Below are 17,497 nucleotides of genomic sequence, written 5' to 3' on the forward strand. Positions count from 1 at the left end.
AGACAGGTTGTAACATCGTTTAACACGCACAAACCGTGCGGATGATACCGACTCAGACAGCCTTAGGGGATGATTCAAGTCAGAAAGTTCGATAAATCTGTAGGGATTTAGTCTAGCAGCCAGGCATTCACTGGTAAAAAGCCGGGCTGGGACGGGGATAAAGGCTTTCGCTTCGGCTATCAGGGCGTGTAGCGTTAGCGGTGTTTCCGGCCGCTGATCTTCAGCGGCAGTCGGTGACAGGCAGAGGACGGCCCATGGCGCACACCCTGTTCAAACTTTTCCTGACCCAGCGCCTGGCGGTCCTGGCCAGCACGGAGTCGTTGCGTGCGATTCGTGAGGGGCTGCTGTGGATTCTGCCGTGCCTGTTGGTGTCCGCCGGCTTCCTGATTCTGTCCGAATGTGCCCTGGCGCTGGGGTTCGATCCCCAAGTGGTGAGTTTCCTGGCGGGGTTGCATAAACAGATCAGTTCGGTGATCCCACTGCTGGTCGCGGCCTCCATCGGTTATATGTTGGCGATTCAACACCGTCTGCCACAGCTGCCGGTTGCCTTCCTGTGCCTGGCCCATGTGGTGGTCGCCACCTTCGTGCTGCGTGATTACCCGCGTGCTTCGGCCACGTTCCTGCTGTTTATTGCCATTGCTTCGCCCTTGATCAATGTGCCTGCCATTGCCTGGCTGCACCGCTTTCGCTGGACACGCCTGGTCAACCAAGACCTGGTCGGCCATAACCTCAAGGGCACCATCAACATGGTGATACCCGGCGCACTCACGGCCTTGTCGTTGGTGACGGTGTTGTCGTTGCTGCTGTTGATACCCCATGTGGCGCAAATCCAGGGTCCGCAGGTGCTTGATGCGTTGCAGACGCCTTACGGCAGCGGGTTGTTTGTGACACTGATGAATTCGCTGCTGTGGTTCTTCGGCATTCACGGCGTGTATGCCATGCAGCCGCTATTCGATGCCCTGGACCAGGCCGTGGCGCTCAATGGCGCAGCGTTGGCGGCGGGGGAGCCGGTGCTGTACTTGCTCAATAACGGCTTGCTGGGCAGTTTTGCGTTTATCGGTGGTTCGGGGGCAACCTTATGCCTGCTGCTGGCGATCCTGCTGTTTTCCAAAAGCCAGTCCATGCGCTTGCTGGCGGTAGCGAGTTTGCCGTTGTCGTTATTCAATGTCAGCGAGGTGCTGTTGTTCGGTTTGCCGATCATCCTCAACCCGCGCCTGTTTATACCGTTTCTACTGGTACCGGCGTTCAACGCGATGGTGGCGTTGATGGTGGTACAACTGGGCTGGGTGTCGCCGGCGGTGGCCAGCGTGCCGTTTACCGCCCCGGTGCTGCTCAATGCATACCTCAGCACCCATGGCGACGTGGCGGCGGTGGTGTTGCAGATCGTTCTGCTGGGGGCCGGCACGCTGGTGTATGCGCCCTACGTGAGAGCGATTCATCGCCAGTCCAGCGATGGCGGCACGGTGTATCTCAAATCTTTGGACATGACGTTTCGCGGCCTTGAGGAAAAAGGCCGTCTGCTAGAGTTCGACCCGGTGCTGGCCACCCACCAGACATTGGCCCGCCAGGCCGCTGAGTTGAACCGCATCCAGCAGATCAGCGATTACGAGTTCTATCTTGAGTTTCAACCCCAGGTCTCCACCCGTACCGGTTTATGCACCGGGTGCGAGGCGCTGATGCGCGCCCGGGACAGCCAGGGCACGGTGCATTCGCCGTGGGAGTTCCTGCAATGGCTGGCGCACGCCAGGCTGATGCCGGACGTGGATGTGTGGGTGGCATCCCAGGCCGTGCGCCAGTATCAGAAATGGCAGAAGGTGGGTTTTGAACTGCCGATGACCATCAATATTTCCAGCACCACACTAAAGGATGCCGCCTATGGCGACCGCCTGGTGGAAATTCTTGGCCAGGCCCGTGGGCAAGTTTCAGTGGAAATTACCGAAGACGCGCTGGTCAGCGACATCCCGGCCACCCGCCAGACCATCCAGAAGTTGCAAGCCATGGGGGCCAAGGTCTATCTGGATGATTTTGGCACTGGGTTTTCTGCGTTGAGCTATCTGCACCAGTTTCCTGTGGATTTCATCAAGATCGACCGCAGTTTTGTGGTTGCCCAGCACGACCCTAAAGGCGCCCAGGTGCTCACCGGTATGTTGCGCTTCTGCGAGGCCCTGGACCTGGGCGTGGTAGTGGAAGGGGTCGAGACGGCTGAGCAATTGGCCTTTTTGAGTAACGGGCCTGAGTTGTTTATCCAGGGCTGGTATTTCAGCAGGGCACTGCCTGGGGATCAGTTGCCGCGCTTTGTGCTTGAGCGCAGGGCGTTGGTCTGATGACCGACCCTATCTACCTGGCACCCCGATCCAACTGTGGGCGCTGGCTCGCCGGCGACGACCATAGGTAACTACACAACTTTGGTGCGACGCTGGACCTGTGGCGAGTGAGCTTGCTCCCGTGACGGACTGACAGCCGACGCTGATCTAACTGACGCACCGCGATCTAACTGTGGGAGCTGGCTTGCCTGCGAAGACGGCCTGACAGCCGATACAGTTGGATCGTGTACATATCCATTCTTGCGGTAACGGCTAATTGGGGCTCCGCCCTGACGCCATCACCTCCCATCGCCAAGCCTTGAAAGAATTTTCCTACAGGTGTTGACCTTGCCACTACGGGAACCTTTAGGCTTTTTTCCGAGTATGCCCAACCACAAAAACAAGATTCAGGGGTTATCAATGGATACTGCTACCCTGCAACAACGCTCGGATTCCGATCTGTTCACCACCGCCTCGCGGCTGATGACGAATGCCTTGGAACCCGGCGCCAACTACACCCAGGTCACCCGCGCGCTGGAAGCGCTGCTCGCACTGACTCGACAAGGCCTGGCGGGAGACGCTGGCGCCTACGCGCACTACCAGTCAGCCTTGCTGCAATTGCACATTCCAGGTGACCCGCGCACCGAGCCGACCCGGCGCTGGATGGCCAGCGAGGTCTACCGCGTCGAAGATGAGTTCGCCGCCGACGTGCCGGGCTTCACCGCGTTGCCGGTGGACGAGTTCCGTCAACAGGTCGACGCTGAAATCGCCGCACGTAGCCGGGTCAACCACCCGATGTCGGTACACCTGTTCCAAGGTACGCCGCCGGTGCAGGATGTGCGCTTCTTCCTGGAGCATCACTGGACCCGTTCCTACAACTTCTACAGCCTGCTGGCCGAACTGGCCTTTCGCTTCGAAGCCATCGAGGACGCCTCGGTGTTTTACCGCAACCTGTACGGCGAAGCAGGGGCTGAGACACCGGAGCGTTCGCACCCGGCGATGCTCGCCCATCTGATGGAGTATTTCGATATTCCGCTGGCCATCGACTTTCCCGCGCTGCATCCGCTGGAAAAGGCCTACCTGAATAATCGTATTCGCTGTGTGCGCCACACGGATGTCGCCTGGGGCCTTGCGCTGCTGTATGCGGTGGAGTCTGTCAGTTGCGTCAACCATCGGCGCATCTACGAGCTGTTGCAGCGCCTCGACGTTCCAGAGCAGCCCAGCGAATTCCACCGTTTGCATGGCACCCAGGATGAGATCGACACCGAGGAAATGTGGGCACTGATTGCCAAGTTCGCCAGCGAGGAGGGCTTTCAGCGCACGTTCATGCGCGCACTCAAGCGCCACTTCGAAATCAACAAAGCCTACTTCGACAGCCTGTGGCAGCAGATGCAGGCCCAACGCCTGTCTGCCTGAACGACCTGCGATCCGAAAACAAAAATAATGGAGCACATGATGAGCCCACGTAATTTTTCCCTGCCGCAATTGCAGAATATTCACACGGCCGAAGCCCGTCTGTTGGCGGAAGCCTTGAAGCCGGACGCGACGTTCAATCGCATCGAAATTGCTGCCAATATGCTGCGCGCCCTGTGCGAGACCGGCCAACGTGGCGACGCCGCGAATGCAGCGCAGTGCCAGCAATTGCTGTACATCCTGTCGCTGAGCGATGACGTGGCCACCGCCTCGACCCGGCGCTGGCTGGCCAATGCCGTCTATAGCGTACAAGAGCGTTTCATGCCGTCAGCCGACCTGGCATCACCCTTGTCCGAGGCCGGTTTCCAGCAACGCCTGGAAGAGCAGATTGCCGCGCAGTCGCGGGAAAACCATCCGATGTCGCAGTATGTGTTTGAAGGCAAAGCCTCTCGCGAGCAACTGCAGGTGTTTTTGCGCCATCAATGGTTCCGCACGTACCGCCTGTACCGGGATGCCGCCGACCTGCTGGTCAACCTGACTGATGTGGACGAGGCGGCCGCCCTGGCGCGTTATCTCTACGGCGAGTTGGGCGAAGAAGACGAGCGGCGCTCCCACCCCCGCCTGTTAGCCAAGCTGCTTGCCGCCGTGGGCCTGAATGCCGATTTCGAGGCGCTCTCGACGATGCCCGAGGAAATCGCCTACCTCAACAACCGCGCACGCTGTTTCCGCAACCCCGATGTCGGCTGGGGCCTGGCGGTGTTCTACATCACCGAACTGGTGGTGCCGGGCAACCACGGCAAGCTGTACAACGCCCTGCGCAACGCGGGCTTGAGCCAGGATGACGCGGAGTACTACGAAGTGCATATCAGCCTGGTGCCGCCGCGGGCCAAGCGTGAATGGGCGCTGATCTCACGGCGTATTCCGGACCTCGGGTTTCAGAATGCGTTCCTGACGTCTTTGGCCGAGCACTTCCGGCTGGAGCGGGCTTATTACGATGCAGTCTGGGAAGAAGTACAACGCGTGAAGTAGCCCTCCCTGGACAACCCGAGTAATCCGACATGCCAAGTCATATCACTGAATCCCGTATCCACGGGGGCGCTTACTCGTCCCCGGAATTTGCTGCGATCTTCTCTGATGCCAATCAGGTGCAGAAGTGGCTCGATGTTGAAACAGCGCTGGCGGCGACCCAGGCGCAGATGGGCCTCATCCCCCACGAGGCCGCCCGGGAGATTGCCCGGGTAGCCAGCGTGGAACTGCTGGACCTCGACGCGTTGGGGCGCGAAGGCCTGGAAACCGGGCACATCCTGGTGCCGACCCTGCGCGCATTGCAGGGGTTATGCGCCGATGGGCTGGGCGAATACGTGCATTACGGCGTGACCACCCAGGACATCCTCGACACCGGGCTGATCCTGCAAATCCGCGATGCCTGGGGCCTGGTGGTGCAGCGTTTGCGCGGGATCCGTGGGCATCTGCTCACGCTCGCCCTGCGCCATAAGCACACGCCGATGGTCGCCAGGACCCATGGTCAACACGCTTTGCCCACCACGTTTGGCTACAAGGTGGCGGTGTGGGTCGATGAGATTGATCGACACCTTGAACGCTTTGAAGAAGCCTACGCCCGGGTGATGGTCGGCAACCTGACCGGCGCCGTGGGCACCCTGGCCGGGCTTGGCCCGCAGGGTTTGGAAGTGCAGCGCCGTACCCTGGAAAGCCTCGGCCTGTCGGCACCGTTGAGCAGTTGGCACAGCGCCCGCGACCGCATCCTGGAAGCCGCGTGGTTGCTGGTGCAGGCGTCGGCGACGTTGGGCCGTGTCGCCAATGAGATCTACCACCTGCAGCGCACCGAGATCGACGAAGTGCGCGAGGGGCGGCGAGCCGGGCAAGTGGGAAGTAGCACCATGCCCCACAAGCAAAACCCATCGACGGTGGACCTGATCAGCGCGCTGTCGCGGCTGGTGCGCGCGCAGATGGTTGCGCTGACCGACGCCGCTTTCCAGATGCACGAGCGTGACGGCACCACTTGGCGCATCGAATGGGCGGCCTTACCCGAGCTGTTCATTTACGCCGGTGCGTTGCTCGCTCGTATGGAAGGCTTGCTGCAGGCTGGGCTGCAGGTGCGTGAAGCGCGCATGCGCAGCAACCTGGACTTGCTGGGCGGGCTGATCCTGTCGGAGCGCGTGATGCTTGCGCTGGCGCCTCGGTGTGGCAAGCAGACGGCCCATCATCTGGTGCACGACATCGCCCTGCAGGCCCAGGACGCGGGCGTTTGCTTTCGCGATGCGCTGCTTGGCGACCCTCGGCTGCGCGGTTGTTTCAGCGCGCAAACGCTCGACGACTTGCTTGACCCGACAGCCTACACAGGGCTGGCGGCCGAGATGGTCGATCTGGTGGCAACTAAAGCAAGACCTCGCGCTTCAGGCGATGGCGCTGAGGCGGTGATGGCAACCCAAGGCAATACCAGTCAGTCCCTGTACGCTACGGAGGGTATGTGATGGATGCGCAAACATTGGAAGTGACAGCCCGTGCGTCTTGCACCGCACGTTCGGACCACCCGGGCTTTGATCATGACGGCGAGCAATGCCGCCACGAACACAGCCACATCCTCGATTCGAAAACCCACGGTTCGGGTTATGCCGGCCCGCAGAGCCGCAAGATCTTCTGCAGTCATTGTCGCCTGCAACGTTGGCTGGACGTGGAAGCTGCGCTGGCCATGGCCCAGGCCGATGTCAACATCATCCCGCGCGAGGCGGCCCTGGAGATCGAAAAGGCCGCGTTGCTATCGGGCATCAATGTGCGCCAACTGGCCGAGGGCGTGGCTGCCACTGGGCATTCGCTGATGCCATTGCTGAGCGCCCTGCAAAAAAATTGTAGCCCCAGTGCCCGTGAATACGTGCATTACGGCGCTACCACCCAAGACATCCAGGACACCGCCCAATCCCTGGAGATGCGCGATGTGCTTGATGCGATGGATCAGGCCCTGGAGACTTTGCTGGGCAAGTTGTCGACCCTGGCCGATGCGCACCGTGACTCGCTGATGGTCGCCAGGACCCACTCGATTCCCGCTTTGCCGACCACCTTCGGGCTGAAGGTCGCCGGCTGGATCGATGAGCTGTTGCGCCACCGGCAGCGCTTGGCCGAAGCCCGCCAGCGTGTACTGGTGGTGCAACTGTTCGGCGGGGTCGGCACCATGGCGGCGTTCGGCCCGGACGCCATGCCGATGCTGGATCGTTTTGCCCAGCGCTTGTCGCTGCAAGTGCCCCTGACGGGCTGGCATGTGTCCCGTGACCGCGTTGCGGAGTTCGTCAGCACCCTGGCCATGGTCACCGCCTCGTTGGCCCGCGTAGCCGATGAAATCCGTACGCTCAATCGTTGGGAAATCGCTGAAGTGGAAGTGGGCTGGAGCGACCAGCAGATCGGCAGCAGCACCATGCCGCACAAACGCAACCCCGAAGGCTGCGAGCAGGTGGTGGTGTTGGCACGGCTGGCCAAGGCCCAGGTCATGCTCGCGCTGGACGCGATGATTCTTGAGCATGAGCGCGATTACCGCGGTACGCGGTTGGAGTGGTGCGCGGTCGCGGACGTTTCCCACTATGCACTGATGGCGCTCTCGATTCTGACCGAGACCATCGATGGGCTCACCGTGAATGTGCAGAAGATGGAAGGCACCGCACAGGCCTATGGCGATGCCATCTGCACCGAAGCGGTGGTGTTCGAAATGGCGCGCAAGCTGGGCAAGAGCAGCGCCTACCAGATCATCTTCGAAGTGTCCCAGGCCAGCCAGCGCAATCACGTGTCGATCCGCGAGGCAATCGAGGCCGATGCGCGGGTGCTTGCGGTCATGAATGACGGCGCCCTGGCCCGGCTGTTCGAGCCCCGTACTCACTTGGGCATGTCCGAACGCATCGTTGACAACGTGCTGGCCAAACTCGCCGGCCACTGATCCCTTAACAGATTTGCATATTCATCAAGGAGCGACAGATGTCCAACGTTATGGAAGTTGATAAAGCCAAGGTCCAGCAATTTTCGGCGCGCATCATGGAGGATTACGGCAACACGCTGCGCGGCGCCATGCTCTACATCGGCGACCAGCTCGGTTTGTTCAAGGCTTTGGCCGACGGCCAGGCGGTGACCCTGGAAGAGTTGGCGCACAAGACCGGCTACAACGCACGTTACTTGCGCGAATGGCTGGGCAGCATGGCCACCGGCAATTATGTGACCTACGACGCGCAAACCCGCCGCTACCAAATGCCCGCCGAGTTTGTGCCGGTGCTGGCTGATGAAGATTCGCCGTATTTTGCCGGTGGCATTATCCAACTGAGCGTGCCGTTCGTGAGCATGGCGCCCAAGGTCATCGAGGCCTTCCGCCATGGTGGTGGTTGCGCTGAAGAGGCGTTCCCGCTGGAAACCTGGAAAGGCATGGAGCGCATGACCATGCCCTGGTACAAGCACTACCTGGTCCAGCACTGGATTCCATCCCTGGACGGCGTCGAAGAGAAGCTCAAGACCGGCGGCAGTGTGCTGGATTTCGGCTGTGGTGCGGGCCTGGCGGCGATCACCATGGCCAAGGCCTATCCTGAGGCGCGCATTGTCGGCTGCGACTTCCACCTGCCTTCCATCGAGTTGGCGCGGGCCAACGCCGAGGCGGCTGGTGTGGGTGACCGGGTGCAATTCGAGGTGAACGACTCCGATGCGTTGCGCGGCCAGCAATTCGACTTCGTGACCACCTTTGTGGTGATCCACGATGCCACCGACCCTCAGCAGATGCTCAAGGATTTGCGCGCCGCCACGGCCGAAGACGGTACTTACCTGATGGTGGAGCTCAACCTGTCCGAGGAACTGCACGAGAACATGAACCTGTTCGGGCGCGTCATGTACCCGCAGAGCACCCTCTATTGCATGACCTGTTCGCTGTCCCACGGTGGGGCAGGGCTGGGGGCGTTCATGGGCGAGAAGCGTGCCCGCCAGATGGCTGAGGCAGCCGGGTTCAGCCGCTTTCGTAAAGTGCCTTCGCAGTGGCCACCGATGCCGGCGCTGTTCGAACTCAAGCCTTGATAGGAAGCATCCGCGAGTCGCTTTGCGCAGTAAGGCAATTTAATGGCCCCTTTGTAACAAAATCCTCGCCAAAATCACTTTTATTTTCAGGTGGTTAGGTGAGGATGCAAATGCGCTCTGTGGGAATGATGCTGATTGCCTGCTCCCTGGCCGGCGGCGCGACTGTCGCGCAGGCCAGGGAATTGCGCGAGGGTGACAAGTACATGTGCAGTTGGGGCGCAGGCACGGCCGCCAGGGCCCAGGAGCTAAAGTTATCCGGCGTTTCGCTATACGCGGCCCGGCAGAAGATCCAGACCCTCAAGTTCAGCAAATCGTGGATGCGCATGATGGCCATGGGCATCACCGAGCAGACCTATGACAGCCGCTCAAGGCTCAAGCCCGAGGCGATTCGTCAAAGCTTTTACCAGGATTGCCTGCGCTACAAGGTCGCGCGCAAGTAATCCGTAGCCCGCACCAGCCGTGGGGCCTTTACAAATCCACGACAAACCCCGTGTGAGTATTTGCATACAATTGCGCACTTCTTGATGGAGGCGGGTATGCAAGTGCTGATTCGAACGGCGACACCTGATGACGTCGACACGCTGTGCGCGATTCGCACCTCGGTGGTGCAAAACCACCTGAGCCTCGAACAGATAGCTGGCCTGGGGATTACCCCGCAGGTATTGAGCGATACGTTGCGCGCAGCACCTTGCGGCTGGATCGCGGAAGTGGACGGCCAGGCGGCGGGGTTTTCCATGGTCGACCTGGATGAAGGTGAAGTGTTCGCAATGTTCGTGCTGCCCTCGCACGAGAAGCTTGGGCTGGGCTGTCAACTGATGGCGGTGGCCGAGGCGGCCCTGTTTGAGCACCACGACACGCTCTACCTGGTGACTGATGGGCGTGATGAAATCCGCGCCAATGGGTTCTATCAGCGCCTGGGCTGGTCCGTCGTGGGCCCGGTCGATGGTGATGACGTTCGTTATGAAAAGCGCAGGGCGCCATAAGGCCATGAATGCCCCAGAGCCTCCATCGTCCAACGGCTTGCGCTACCTCGCGGTGGGTGTGCTGGGCATCGCCGTGCTGCTGGGGCTCTATTTCATTCAACTCAACGCCAAGGTCGACCGCCAGCGCGAAGAGGCGGCTGAACGCCTGACGCTGTGTCGTCATCTGGAGGCCGTGGTGGGCGCCACTGCTTCCAGTCGTGAGGCCCTTCAAGAAACATGCAGGCAGTTAAGTGAACAGTTACTTGAAAGCGCTACGCCCGATTAATAACCATTTTTTATACAGGGACTTACTGTCGTTACTTGCACCAAAAAGTAGCACGACTACTGCCTTCTACCTTAAAAAATATGTGGTTATTGAATGACTTACGACGCTTTCAATCCGACGAAAGGATTAAAATAATCTTGTTACATGTTTTTACAATAGCTACTATAGCCGGGCGTTCACCTCCCACGGTTTATGCATTTTTAAATCCCAAGTTTCCATCAGCTACTTGGGATTTTTTTTGCCCGCGATTTAATCTCGGCCTGTCGTTCATTGCCGGTGACGCCCTACTAAAGTGAGGGCTGGCTAACACTTTTGCATTAATTGTCCGGCGGCCGGCAAAACCTTATCTATGCTGCTTGCATCACCTCAATCGGGTAGAACCCAGGGACGGGGGGCTGATCATGATTTCCATCACCGAATTCAACCGCATCATGGCCTCAGGCTTCCTGCCGCTTGCGTGTGAGTGCTGCCTCAATAGTGACGGCTCGCTGCGCATCTGCGTGTTCGAGCCTGCGTCCGGTCGTGTCGACTTGCTGCTGACCCGCGTATCACCCGAAGGCCTGGACAGCATCCGTGCCATCTCCAACCTGATTGGTGAGTTGCGTACCGAGATAAAGGCCGGGCGCCGTGGGTTTGCTGCGGTAGGTTAACGGCCGTCCAGCGCGTCAGAGGCGCCGCAGGAAGGATTTGACGATGTGGCGGGTGGCGTCCGTGGTGTCCAGCTCGTCCAAGGCGCTGTAGGCATACCACTGGCAATCGACAATCTCGTTGCACGGCCGTGCCTCGTCGATATTGATCACCGAGGCCTCAAATACATGGTGGACGGTGTCGCGGGCCTTGAGCTCCTGCAGGTACAGCAAGCCGTCCACATTTAAACCGGTTTCTTCTTCCAGCTCGCGTTCCGCCGCGCCTACCGGGCGCTCGTGCGCTTCTACTTTCCCGCCGGGCAATGCCCATTTAGATCTGGCCTTGCGTACGAAGAGGATATGCCCCTCATGTTCGCAAATGACGGTCGCCCTAATTTTCATCGAATGTGCCCCCGCGCCGGATGAATGTCATAAAAGTGTAATGCAATTGTCATGCTAAGTGGTTATGGCGCGCCAGGGCCTGTATGTGGATACTGCCCGATTGACGAATACGACCGAGGACATTAGATGAAGACCATACGCTGGGGCATGATCGGCTGTGGCAGTGTTACTGAATTGAAGAGTGGACCGGCTTTCTATAAAGCGCCAGGTTCGGCATTGGTCGCGGTGATGGGGCGGCGTGCCGAGGCGGTGCGCGATTATGCGGCGCGCCATGGCATTGCCCGTTGCTATACCGATGCCCAGGCCTTGATCGATGACCCCGAGGTGGATGCGGTCTACATCGCCACTCCGCCCGACAGTCACCTTGAGTACGCCCTGAGAGTGGCCGCGGCGGGCAAACATTGTTGCGTCGAAAAGCCGATGTCGCTGAATGCTGAACAGAGCGCGTTGATGCAGCGCACATTCGAGCGTGCCGGGCTGCATCTGTTTGTCTCCTACTATCGGCGTTCATTGCCACGCTTTCAGCAAGTGCGCACCTGGCTGCAGGAAGGCCGTATCGGTGAGTTGCGCCACCTGACCTGGACCTTGTGCAAACCCGCTGCCGTAACAGACTCCGACGCCACCAATTGGCGCACCGATCCGGCCATTGCCGGTGGCGGTTACTTTGCCGACCTGGCGAGCCATGGGTTCGACCTGTTCCAGTACCTGGCCGGGGACATCGTCGAGGTCTCAGGCTTTTCGGCGCGACAGGCTGGGCGCTACGCGGCAGAAGATGCCGTGACGGCCTGCTGGACATTTGCCAGCGGTGCATTGGGCATGGGCTGCTGGAATTTTGTGGCGGACCGACGCGAAGACCGGGTCGAACTGATCGGCAGTCGCGGTCGTATTCAGTTTTCGGTGTTCGAGGACCAGCCGCTGCGTCTTGAAGGCGAGACCACCGAGGTGTTGGACGTGCCGTGTCACACCCATATTCAATGGCACCACGTCCTGAACATGAACGCGCATATTCGTGGCGAGGCCGAGCATCCGTCGCTGGGCATCGAAGCGCTGAAGACCGATATCATCTTGGACAAGGTGTTACACCGTTACTCCCAGCATCCCTAGGCGTGGCAATAGCGTAAGGCTTTACTCTTTTAAAGGAATACCGGGATGAAATACTGGATGGTGATGTGGCTGCTGATGGCCACCGCGGCAACGGCGGCGCCACGCAGCCAAGGGCAGGCGGGTGAGTTTGATTTCTATGTGCTATCGCTCTCGTGGTCACCCACGTTTTGCCTCACGCACTCAGGCAACGAGCAATGCTCAGGTAAAGGCTACGGCTTTGTGCTGCATGGTTTGTGGCCGCAATACGCACGGGGAGGGTGGCCGGCGTCCTGTACACCGCAGACGCGCTTGAGCGAGGCAGAAATGGACAAGGGCGCGGCGCTGTTTCCCACCCGCACGCTGCTCAAGCATGAGTGGGCCAAGCATGGCACCTGCAGTGGGCTGGAGCCGTTGGAGTATCTGGAGAAGACCGATGTGGCGCTCGGTGCGGTTGCCATTCCGCAGCAACTGCAGCCGTTCAATACGCCGCCGTCATTGCAGGCCAACGAGATCGAGGCGCTGTTTCGCGAGAGCAACCCACGCATGGGCAACCACGGTATGGCGGTGATCTGCAAGGGCAAGGTGCTGTCGGAAGTGCGGGTGTGCCTGACCAAGGATCTCGCGTTCGCCGGTTGCCCGCGCAGTGTGAAGAGCCAGTGTCGGGGGGGCGATATTCGTATTCCCACCCAGCGCTGAGAGGTGCCCTGGATCCCACTATGAAAGCTGGCTTGTTGGGTCGCCGTATCGCTGCGATGGCGACGTGCCAGCCGATGGCTATCTACCTGACGCCCCCGCGATCCAACTGTGGGAGCTGGCTTGCCTGCGAAGACGGCCTCACAGTCGACACAGTTATACCGAGTACATATCCATTCCTGCGGTAACGGCCACTTAGGGTTCCGCCCTGACGGCGTCTCACTTTTGAAAAGCCGGAATGCCGGCCCAGACAAAAGTAAGCAAAACGCTCTTGCCCCACCACGTTACCCACGAATTCAAGCCTGCGTTCGGCCAGCGTGGTTTAACGGGGCGCCTGAGATCAAGATCACAAGCAGATCAAGATCAAGAGCGGCTGGCTCGCTTCGCATCGTGGTTACCTGTGGGCGGCACATTCGACATCTCTGTCGATTGAACGGCCGCCATCGCAGGCAAGCCAGCTCCCACAGTTGATCGCGGGGGCACTAATCAGATCGGCGTCCGTTTCTGAAGTACCCAGGGGCATTTTCTTCAATACCCTCGTGTCCCTGCGCGGTACCGTGATCTAAACCTCGTTTGGGATCACAAAAGGAACTGCAATGAGCTTGATTCTCTCCATGGCCGCCTTTGCCCTGGCCACGTCCATCACGCCGGGACCGGTGAATGTGGTCGCTTTAAGTTCTGGCGCACGTTTTGGTTTCGTCGCCAGCCAGAAACATGTCTTCGGCGCCGCCGTGGGTTTTACCTTGTTATTGGTGTTGATCGGCCTGGGTTTGCATGAAGTATTGGTGCGCTGGCCGATCCTGATTCAATTGATCCGCTGGGGCGGCGTGGCGTTCTTGTTGTATATGGCTTGGAAGCTGGCCGTGGATGATGGCCGGCTGGACGCTGACGGTGCGCACACCGCGCCGTCGATGTTGTATGGCGCGATCATGCAGTGGCTCAACCCGAAAGCCTGGCTGGCGTGTGTGGCAGGCATGGGGTTGTTCGTGGCCGATGGCGATGCGGCGCAGGTGTGGTTGTTTGCCGCGCTTTACCTGGTGATCTGCTACCTGTCGGTGGCGTGCTGGGCGTATGCGGGGACTTTTTTACGCCGCTACTTGAACAATCCCAAAGGTGTGCGCCTGTTCAACCGCTCAATGGCCGCGTTGCTGGTGGCCAGTGTGGGTTATTTGCTGATGGCTTGAGGTTCTCGCGGTATTGCCCCGGCGTGGCCGCGAAGTGTTGTTTGAAGGTGCGCTGGAAGTGTGCCTGGTCGGCAAAGCCCGCGGCCAGGGCGACGTCGGCAATCAGTGCGCCATTGCGCAGTTGGCTGCGGGCGAACTGGATGCGTCGGTTGACCATGAAGGCGTGGGGCGTCAAGCCGTAATAGTGCTTGAATGCGCGGATCAGATAAGACGGCGACAGTTCGGCGGCCTGGCAGATGTCTTCGAGTTTCAAGGCCTGCGTGCAGTGGGCGCGGATGTAGTCGGCGGCGCGTTCCAGTTTGTGGTTGACCTCGCGTACCGGCGTCAGCGAAGGGTTCAGGCGCTGTTGCACCTCGGTGAAGTAACTCACTAGCGCGCTCTGTTTTTGCAGCAGTTCGGCCTGCTCATCCAGCAGTGTCCGGTACAGGTCGAGCAAACCGTGGTACAGCACCGGCTCGCGCGTATGGGGCGTGTCGAATGCTCGGTAGCCCTGGTCGGTACTGAATCCCAGCTGGTATTGCAGGTCGGTCAGCCACGGCGTGTCCAGGTACAGCATGTGGTAGGACCAGGGCTGGTCATGGATGGGGTTGCACGCATGCACATCGCCTGGGTTCATCAGCACCACGGTGCCGGCGCTGATTTCGAAGGTGCGCGCGCCGTAGTGGTAATAGCTGCAGCCGGTGGTGATCGCACCGATGGAAAAATGCTCATGGGCGTGCCGGGTGTAAGTGACCTTGCGCCCGTCGGCGATGGTACGCGCTTCGATGAACGGCAGGCGTTCGTCGCGCCAGAAGCGCGGCGTGTCTGCGGGACGGGCGATTGGGCTGAGCGACATGGCGTTATTTCTCCTGCATTTGCACCCGCGTGCCGTCAGGCCGGCACCAAAAAAGCCGCCTTGAGCAACTGCCGGGTATAGGCATGTTGCGGGTCAGCAAAAATAGCCTGGGCATCGCCTTGCTCCACCACCTGGCCTTGCTTGACCACCATCAACTGGTGACTCAGCGCCTTCACCACTGCCAGGTCATGGCTGATAAACAGGTAGGTCAGGTTGTACTTGGCCTGCAAACCACGCAGCAACTCTACCACCTGGCGCTGTACCGTGCGGTCCAGGGCCGAGGTGGGTTCGTCCAGCAGGATCAGGCGCGGCTTGAGCACCAGCGCTCGGGCGATAGCGATGCGTTGGCGCTGGCCGCCGGAAAATTCATGGGGGTAGCGATGCCGGGATTCGGGGTCCAGGCCCACTTCCTTGAGCGCCGCGATAATCGCCGCTTCCTGTTCGGCGGGCGTGCCCATCTTGTGGATACGCAGGCCTTCGCCAACGATCTCGCTGACGCACATGCGCGGGCTCAGGCTGCCGAACGGGTCCTGGAACACCACCTGCATTTCCCGGCGCAACGGGCGCACCTGCTGTTGGCTGAGGCGGTCCAGTTGCTGGCCTTCGAAGCGAATCCCGCCCTGGCTGCCGATCAGGCGCAAAATTGCCAGGCCCAAGGTGGACTTGCCCGAGCCACTTTCGCCAACGATGCCCAGGGTTTGGCCCTGGGGCAGGCTGAAGTTGATGCCGTCCACAGCCTTGACGTAATCGACGGTATTGCGCAAAAAGCCTTTCTTGATCGGAAACCAGACTTTCAGGTCGTCCACTTCCAGCAGCGGAGGGCCGACATCATTGTTGGCTGGCCCACCGCTGGGCTCCGCCGCGAGCAACTCCTGGGTATAGGGATGCTGGGGCGACTGGAACAGTGTCTCGCAATCGGCCTGTTCAACGATGCAACCTTGCTGCATCACACACACACGGTGGGCGATGCGCCGTACCAGGTTGAGGTCATGGCTGATCAGCAGCAGCGCCATGCCCAGCCGCGCCTGCAGCTCCTTGAGCAATTCCAGGATCTTCAACTGCACGGTGACATCCAGCGCCGTGGTCGGCTCGTCGGCAATCAACAACTCCGGCTCGTTGGCCAGGGCCATGGCGATCATCACCCGCTGGCGCTGGCCGCCGGACAGCTCGTGGGGCAACGCCTTGAGGCGTTTGTGTGGCTCGGGGATACCCACCAGCTCCAGCAATTCCAACGTGCGCTGGGTGGCGACCTTGCCGGTCAGGCCCTTGTGCAGGCCGAGCACTTCGTTGATCTGCTTTTCGATGGAATGCAGCGGGTTCAACGAGGTCATCGGCTCCTGGAAGATCATCGCAATGCGGTTGCCGCGTATATGCCGCAGGGTTTTCTCTTTGAGCGTCAGCAGGTCTTGCCCTGAATACTCGATAGTGCCAGACGGATGCCTGGCCAACGGGTAGGGCAGCAGGCGCAGGATCGAATGGGCGGTGACCGATTTGCCTGAACCGCTTTCGCCCACCAGCGCCAGAGTTTCGCCGCGCTTGATGTCGAAACTGACGTGGTTGACCACCCGGTGGTGATGCTCGCCGGTGACGAACTCGACACTGAGGTCGCGGATTTCGATCAGGTTGTCCGGATTCATCTCATTTCCTCGGGTCGAACGCATCGCGAGCGGACTCGCCGATAAACACCAGCAGGCTCAACATGATCGCCAGCACCGCAAAGGCACTCATGCCCAGCCACGGCGCTTGCAAGTTGGATTTGCCCTGCGCCACCAGCTCACCCAGCGACGGCGAACCTGCCGGCAGCCCGAAGCCTAGAAAGTCCAGGGCGGTGAGGGTGCCAATGGCACCGGTGAGAATGAAGGGCAGGAAGGTCATGGTCGAGACCATCGCATTGGGCAGGATGTGACGGAACATGATCGCACCGTTCTGCATGCCCAGCGCCCGCGCCGCGCGCACGTATTCCAGGTTGCGCCCGCGCAGGAACTCGGCGCGCACCACATCCACCAGGCTCATCCAGGAAAACAGCAGCATGATCCCCAGCAGCCACCAGAAGTTGGGTTGCACGAAGCTGGCCAGGATGATCAGCAGGTAAAGCACCGGCAAGCCGGACCAGATCTCCAGGAAACGTTGCCCGGCCAGGTCGACCCAGCCGCCATAAAAGCCCTGCAAGGCGCCGGCAATCACGCCGATGATCGAGCTGAGTATGGTCAGGGTCAGGGCGAAGAGCACCGATACACGAAAGCCGTAGATCACCCGCGCGAGCACATCGCGCCCCTGGTCATCGGTGCCCAGCAGGTTGACCGAGGACGGCGGCGCCGGGGCCGGGACTTTCAGGTCGTAATTGATGCTCTGGTAGCTGAACGGAATCGGCGCCCACAAGGTCCAGGCGTCCTTGGCCTTGAGCAGTTCCTGGATGTACGGGCTCTTGTAGTTGGCTTCCAGCGGGAATTCACCGCCGAAGGTAGTCTCCGGGTAGCGCTTGAGCGCCGGGAAGTACCAGCCGCCGTCGAAGTGCACCGCCAGGGGCTTGTCGTTGGCGATCAACTCGGCGCCCAGGCTCAGCACGAACAGCACCAGGAACAGCCACAGCGACCACCAGCCACGCTTGTTGGCCTTGAACCGCTCGAACCGGCGGCGATTGAGGGGGGACAGGTTCAT

At 60.2% G+C, this 17,497-nt stretch carries 17 protein-coding genes; 13 read left to right on the top strand and 4 right to left on the bottom strand.

Annotated features, from left to right (window positions below):
• Positions 1–254 precede the first annotated feature (254 nt).
• The 10 genes from BT204_RS22950 to BT204_RS22995 all read left to right on the top strand — a co-directional run bounded on the left by BT204_RS22950 (position 255) and on the right by BT204_RS22995 (position 10,666).
• Complete coding sequence (locus BT204_RS22950; RefSeq protein WP_057974849.1) at positions 255–2,324, top strand: EAL domain-containing protein; 2,070 nt, start codon at positions 255–257, stop codon at positions 2,322–2,324.
• Between the two features lie 363 nt (positions 2,325–2,687).
• Positions 2,688–3,719 carry an HOASN domain-containing protein gene (locus tag BT204_RS22955; protein ID WP_172415482.1) on the top strand — a complete coding sequence of 344 codons (1,032 nt, stop codon included), beginning with the start codon at positions 2,688–2,690 and terminating at the stop codon, positions 3,717–3,719.
• A 39-nt stretch (positions 3,720–3,758) separates the two neighbouring features.
• Positions 3,759–4,745 (top strand): HOASN domain-containing protein, encoded by a 987-nt coding sequence (locus BT204_RS22960; protein WP_060764836.1) that lies wholly within the window; start codon positions 3,759–3,761, stop codon positions 4,743–4,745.
• 29 nt (positions 4,746–4,774) lie between these two features.
• Positions 4,775–6,208 (top strand): adenylosuccinate lyase, encoded by a 1,434-nt coding sequence (gene purB, locus BT204_RS22965; RefSeq protein ID WP_054920866.1) that lies wholly within the window; start codon positions 4,775–4,777, stop codon positions 6,206–6,208.
• Entirely contained in the window at positions 6,208–7,656 is a 1,449-nt protein-coding gene (locus BT204_RS22970; RefSeq protein ID WP_072448391.1) for a class-II fumarase/aspartase family protein, read from the top strand. Before purB ends, BT204_RS22970 begins: the two co-directional genes overlap by 1 nt.
• Before the next feature lie 38 nt (positions 7,657–7,694).
• The gene (locus BT204_RS22975) at positions 7,695–8,768 is read left to right on the top strand and encodes a class I SAM-dependent methyltransferase (RefSeq protein WP_014718237.1); all 1,074 of its coding nucleotides are present in this window, start codon (positions 7,695–7,697) and stop codon (positions 8,766–8,768) included.
• A gap of 110 nt (positions 8,769–8,878) precedes the next feature.
• On the top strand, positions 8,879–9,208 hold the full coding sequence (locus BT204_RS22980; protein WP_003191756.1) for a hypothetical protein: 330 nt from the start codon (positions 8,879–8,881) through the stop codon (positions 9,206–9,208).
• A 96-nt stretch (positions 9,209–9,304) separates the two neighbouring features.
• Complete coding sequence (locus tag BT204_RS22985; RefSeq protein ID WP_072448393.1) at positions 9,305–9,751, top strand: GNAT family N-acetyltransferase; 447 nt, start codon at positions 9,305–9,307, stop codon at positions 9,749–9,751.
• Positions 9,752–9,755: 4 nt separating this feature from the next.
• Positions 9,756–10,016 (top strand): hypothetical protein, encoded by a 261-nt coding sequence (locus tag BT204_RS22990; RefSeq protein ID WP_072448395.1) that lies wholly within the window; start codon positions 9,756–9,758, stop codon positions 10,014–10,016.
• Positions 10,017–10,417: 401 nt separating this feature from the next.
• On the top strand, positions 10,418–10,666 hold the full coding sequence (locus BT204_RS22995) for a DUF1652 domain-containing protein (RefSeq protein WP_072448397.1): 249 nt from the start codon (positions 10,418–10,420) through the stop codon (positions 10,664–10,666).
• A gap of 15 nt (positions 10,667–10,681) precedes the next feature.
• On the opposite strand, the gene BT204_RS23000 is transcribed toward BT204_RS22995, so the two are convergent.
• Complete coding sequence (locus BT204_RS23000) at positions 10,682–11,044, bottom strand: NUDIX hydrolase (RefSeq protein ID WP_072448399.1); 363 nt, start codon at positions 11,042–11,044, stop codon at positions 10,682–10,684.
• Positions 11,045–11,170: 126 nt separating this feature from the next.
• Between BT204_RS23000 and BT204_RS23005 the strand changes: the two genes are divergently transcribed.
• The 3 genes from BT204_RS23005 (at position 11,171) to BT204_RS23015 (ending at position 14,004) form a co-directional block, all read left to right on the top strand.
• Positions 11,171–12,148: a Gfo/Idh/MocA family protein gene (locus BT204_RS23005; RefSeq protein ID WP_054920858.1), complete on the top strand. Its 978-nt coding sequence runs from the start codon at positions 11,171–11,173 to the stop codon at positions 12,146–12,148.
• A 45-nt stretch (positions 12,149–12,193) separates the two neighbouring features.
• Positions 12,194–12,823 (top strand): ribonuclease T2 family protein, encoded by a 630-nt coding sequence (locus BT204_RS23010; protein WP_072448400.1) that lies wholly within the window; start codon positions 12,194–12,196, stop codon positions 12,821–12,823.
• A gap of 593 nt (positions 12,824–13,416) precedes the next feature.
• Positions 13,417–14,004 carry a LysE family translocator gene (locus BT204_RS23015; protein ID WP_054897493.1) on the top strand — a complete coding sequence of 196 codons (588 nt, stop codon included), beginning with the start codon at positions 13,417–13,419 and terminating at the stop codon, positions 14,002–14,004.
• Here BT204_RS23015 and BT204_RS23020 read toward each other — a convergent pair.
• Genes BT204_RS23020 through BT204_RS23030 form a run of 3 tightly spaced genes read right to left on the bottom strand, consistent with a single transcriptional unit; the run spans position 13,946 to position 17,497 of the window.
• Positions 13,946–14,839: an AraC family transcriptional regulator gene (locus BT204_RS23020; protein ID WP_072448402.1), complete on the bottom strand. Its 894-nt coding sequence runs from the start codon at positions 14,837–14,839 to the stop codon at positions 13,946–13,948. The two genes, BT204_RS23015 and BT204_RS23020, sit on opposite strands and share 59 nt — an antisense overlap.
• A 35-nt stretch (positions 14,840–14,874) precedes the next feature.
• The gene (locus BT204_RS23025; protein WP_014718252.1) at positions 14,875–16,476 is read right to left on the bottom strand and encodes an ABC transporter ATP-binding protein; all 1,602 of its coding nucleotides are present in this window, start codon (positions 16,474–16,476) and stop codon (positions 14,875–14,877) included.
• A gap of 1 nt (position 16,477) precedes the next feature.
• Positions 16,478–17,497, bottom strand: coding sequence for an ABC transporter permease (locus BT204_RS23030; protein WP_003190688.1), 1,020 nt, complete (start codon positions 17,495–17,497; stop codon positions 16,478–16,480).

The organism is Pseudomonas sp. NFPP02, assembly GCF_900119355.1.
GTDB classification, from domain to species: domain Bacteria; phylum Pseudomonadota; class Gammaproteobacteria; order Pseudomonadales; family Pseudomonadaceae; genus Aquipseudomonas; species Aquipseudomonas paracarnis.

Excerpts from the sequence above, each read along its gene's own strand:
- BT204_RS23020 (WP_072448402.1), bottom strand. The coding sequence starts at position 14,839 with ATGTCGCTCAGCCCAATCGCCCGTCCCGCAGACACGCCGCGCTTCTGG.
- BT204_RS22980 (WP_003191756.1), top strand. The coding sequence starts at position 8,879 with ATGCGCTCTGTGGGAATGATGCTGATTGCCTGCTCCCTGGCCGGCGGC.
- BT204_RS23005 (WP_054920858.1), top strand. The coding sequence starts at position 11,171 with ATGAAGACCATACGCTGGGGCATGATCGGCTGTGGCAGTGTTACTGAA.
- BT204_RS22990 (WP_072448395.1), top strand. The coding sequence starts at position 9,756 with ATGAATGCCCCAGAGCCTCCATCGTCCAACGGCTTGCGCTACCTCGCG.
- BT204_RS22985 (WP_072448393.1), top strand. The coding sequence starts at position 9,305 with ATGCAAGTGCTGATTCGAACGGCGACACCTGATGACGTCGACACGCTG.
- BT204_RS23000 (WP_072448399.1), bottom strand. The coding sequence starts at position 11,044 with ATGAAAATTAGGGCGACCGTCATTTGCGAACATGAGGGGCATATCCTC.
- purB (WP_054920866.1), top strand. The coding sequence starts at position 4,775 with ATGCCAAGTCATATCACTGAATCCCGTATCCACGGGGGCGCTTACTCG.
- BT204_RS22995 (WP_072448397.1), top strand. The coding sequence starts at position 10,418 with ATGATTTCCATCACCGAATTCAACCGCATCATGGCCTCAGGCTTCCTG.
- BT204_RS23025 (WP_014718252.1), bottom strand. The coding sequence starts at position 16,476 with ATGAATCCGGACAACCTGATCGAAATCCGCGACCTCAGTGTCGAGTTC.
- BT204_RS22950 (WP_057974849.1), top strand. The coding sequence starts at position 255 with ATGGCGCACACCCTGTTCAAACTTTTCCTGACCCAGCGCCTGGCGGTC.
- BT204_RS22975 (WP_014718237.1), top strand. The coding sequence starts at position 7,695 with ATGTCCAACGTTATGGAAGTTGATAAAGCCAAGGTCCAGCAATTTTCG.
- BT204_RS23015 (WP_054897493.1), top strand. The coding sequence starts at position 13,417 with ATGAGCTTGATTCTCTCCATGGCCGCCTTTGCCCTGGCCACGTCCATC.
- BT204_RS23010 (WP_072448400.1), top strand. The coding sequence starts at position 12,194 with ATGAAATACTGGATGGTGATGTGGCTGCTGATGGCCACCGCGGCAACG.
- BT204_RS23030 (WP_003190688.1), bottom strand. The coding sequence starts at position 17,497 with ATGAACCTGTCCCCCCTCAATCGCCGCCGGTTCGAGCGGTTCAAGGCC.
- BT204_RS22970 (WP_072448391.1), top strand. The coding sequence starts at position 6,208 with ATGGATGCGCAAACATTGGAAGTGACAGCCCGTGCGTCTTGCACCGCA.
- BT204_RS22960 (WP_060764836.1), top strand. The coding sequence starts at position 3,759 with ATGAGCCCACGTAATTTTTCCCTGCCGCAATTGCAGAATATTCACACG.
- BT204_RS22955 (WP_172415482.1), top strand. The coding sequence starts at position 2,688 with ATGCCCAACCACAAAAACAAGATTCAGGGGTTATCAATGGATACTGCT.